2 protein-coding genes are annotated in these 2,993 nt (G+C 63.1%); both read right to left on the bottom strand.

The window, feature by feature from the left end:
* Positions 1-158: 158 nt before the first annotated feature.
* The gene (locus tag MOV75_RS32795) at positions 159-848 is read right to left on the bottom strand and encodes a Fe2+-dependent dioxygenase (protein WP_247007400.1); all 690 of its coding nucleotides are present in this window, start codon (positions 846-848) and stop codon (positions 159-161) included.
* A 2-nt stretch (positions 849-850) separates the two neighbouring features.
* On the bottom strand, positions 851-2,993 hold a 2,143-nt coding region (locus tag MOV75_RS32790; protein ID WP_247007398.1), incomplete at its 5' end, for a TonB-dependent siderophore receptor.

Below are 2,993 nucleotides of genomic sequence, written 5' to 3'. Positions count from 1 at the left end.
AGGTGCAGTCACGGCCGGAGCCGGACTGACCGGGACAGGCTGAGCCGCCGATTGCGCCGGTGCCGGCGGGGTTTGCGTCTGGGCGGAAACAGGAGATGCGAGCCAGGCGGCCGCCAGCATCGCGGCTGCGGCAAGGCTTGCTTTGGAGGTCATGGTCTTCATACTTCGGCCCAGTAGCGAATGAGGTTGTGATAGATACCTGTCAATTTGACCGTTTCGGGATCGTCACGCCCGAGCCGTTCCACCAGCGCCTGTATCGCGGTGTCGAGGTCAAAGATCATGCTCCGGGCTTGATCGTCCCGTATCATGCTCTGAAGCCAGAAGAAAGACGCAACCCGCGTTCCCCTCGTCACGGGGGTGACGAGATGGAGGCTGGTCGAGGGATAGAGCACGCAGTCGCCGGCTGGCAACTTCACTTCGTGCGAGCCGTAAGTGTCCTCGATCACAAGTTCGCCACCGTCGTACTCTTCCGGCTCGGCGAGGAACAGCGTGACCGACAGGTCTGTGCGGATGCGAAGGCCGGTCAGACGGTCACCGCGGATTGCGTTGTCGACGTGCAGGCCGAAATGGTGGCCACTGCTCGCCGCATAGCGGTTGAACAACGGCGGGAAGATCTGGAGCGGGATTGCCGCCGCGAGGAAACGCGGATTCGACGTCAGCGCCGAGATGATGCGGTTGCCGAGTTTTCGCGCGACGTCGCTATCGGGCGGCAGTTGCTCGTTGCGCTTGACCATCGCCGACTGCGCGCCGGCGGTGGAGCGGCCGTCCTCCCATTCGCTCGCGTCCATGATGCGGCGGAAATCCGCCACATCATCCTTGCTAAGAACGCCCGCCAGGCACGTCAACATGATCAGAACTTCGCTGTGGTCACGACATAGAACGCCCGGCCGGGCGCGACCGCCACGAACGGCACCGCGCTGCGATAGAACGAGTCGTAATAGAGCTTGTTGGTCAGGTTCTGCGCGTAGAACTTCATGGTCCAGTTCTGGTCGATCTTCTTCTCGACGAACGCATCGAAGCGCCAATAGCTCGGCAACTCGTTCGTGTTGGCCGCAAAGGTGCCGCCGTAAACCTTCGAGCGGTACACCGCCTGCCCGCCGAGCTCCCAGCCGCCGTCGAACTTGTACTTGGTCAGCATGCTGAACGACTGGTGGGCAACGTTGGCAAGCTGCAGGCCGAGATTCGAGGCAACGCCGCTCTGCGTGACCTTCGACTGCATCAACACCAGGCCGCCAAAGATGCTCCAGCGATCGGTGATCTTGCCCTCGGCTTCGATGTCGATGCCCTGGATCCTATAGGCCGCGCCCGATGTCAGCAGGCCGGCGACGGTCTCGCGCGCGTTGTCCTTGGTGGTCTGGAACAGCGCACCGGTCACCAGCAGGTGGCGATCAGCAAGCTCCCATTTGGTGCCGAGCTCGATCGCCTTGTTGCGCTCGGGCCCGAGCAAGAGAGTCGAGTTGGGCGGAACACCGCCGTAGTCGGTGGCGGTCGCGTCTAGTTCAGAACCGAACGGATTGGCCGAGGTCGCGTAGGCTGCATAGATGCTGCCGATCGACATCGGCTTGTAGACCACGCCGACGTTGTAGTTCACCAGATCGGCGTTCTGCTTCACATAGCTGGCATTGTTCGACGCGCTCTGGCTATAGCCGTCGTAGCGCACGCCGCCGTTGACGATGATAGTGTCCTGCCAATTCGCGGTGTCCATCACATAGACGCTGCTGGTGTTGACACCGTAGCGCGTTGGATTTCCGACCAGTGAGGGCGTGCCGAAGCCGGAGAGGTTAGTGTACTGAGGCGAATACAGATTGACGCCCGAGATGGCCCCGGCGCTCGTGAAGGGCGAGCCGGCCAGCTCCGCCGCGAGACCGGCATAGCGGTCGATCGAGATGTTCTCGTTCGCATACTCGACGCCGAACACGGCGGTGTGCTTGACCCCGCCGGTGTCGAGCTTGAACGTGGCCTCGTCCTGGTTGGCCCACACGTCCACGTTCTGGTAGCGGCTCTGCGCGCTCGCCGTCGTGGTCCAGAGCAGCGGATTGGGGCTGGTCGTAATCGGGTTCTGCGGTAGCGTGCCGATGTAGTTGAGCACCGAGTGCTCGCCGCGCACCTTGCTCGTCAGCGTGATGGCCTCGTTGACCTTGTACTCGATGATGCCGGTGCCGAAATCCTGTCGCGCGGTCTGGAAGTCGCGGTTGAGGAAGCCGTACCAGTTGCCGCGCGGAATGCCGGCCGAGGTCACCGGCACATTTCCCTGCCTGTAAAAGGGCACGCCGAAATCGGGATAGCCGCTGAGATCGGTATGGACATAGTTCGTGGTGATCTTGATGTCGCTGGTCGGGGTGTACTTGGTCGAGATGAAGGAACCCCAGCGATTGTCGGTCACATAGTTGCGGCCGGCCACGTTGGCGTCCTGGAACAGGCCGCCGGTGCGCACCGAGAAGGTCGGGTCGATGACCTGGTTGACGTCGAGCGTGACGCGCTTGGTCATGTCGGTACCGAACTCGGAATCCACGCGCTGGAAGTTGCGATCACCGGCCTGCTTGGTGACGATGTTGATGGCGCCGCCGGCCGTGCCGCGGCCGGCGTAGGACGATGCCGGCCCGCGCAGAATTTCGATCTGCTCGGTGAAGAAGTTCTCACGGATGGACACGGCGGGATCGCGGATGCCGTCGATGAACACGTCGTTGCGCGCGTCGAAGCCGCGGATGAAGAAGCGGTCGCCGAAGGCGTTGCCGCCTTCGCCCGAGCCCAGCGTCACGCCTGCGGTGGAGCGGCCGATCTCCTTGAGCGTCGTCGCGTTCTTGTCCTCGAGCACTTCCTTGCTGAGCACCGTGATGGACTTGGGGGTGTTCAGCATCTTCTCGGGAAACTTGCCCGAGGCCTGGACGTGGTCGACCTTGTAGGGCGCGGCCGGATCGGCATAGGGATTGCCGTCGGGAGCGCCTGACGGCGCGGTCGGCGCCGCCTGCTGGGCCGCCTGTTCGCGTTGCGCG

Origin of the sequence: Bradyrhizobium sp. PRIMUS42 (assembly GCF_023006515.1) — a bacterium.
Lineage (GTDB): Bacteria > Pseudomonadota > Alphaproteobacteria > Rhizobiales > Xanthobacteraceae > Bradyrhizobium.
The sequence above is the reverse complement of the archived record's forward strand: the minus strand, read 5'-3'. Positions and strand labels throughout refer to the sequence as shown.

What these genes read in the sequence shown, in the direction of transcription:
- MOV75_RS32795 (WP_247007400.1), bottom strand. Translation starts at nt 848, where the DNA reads ATGTTGACGTGCCTGGCGGGCGTTCTTAGCAAGGATGATGTGGCGGAT.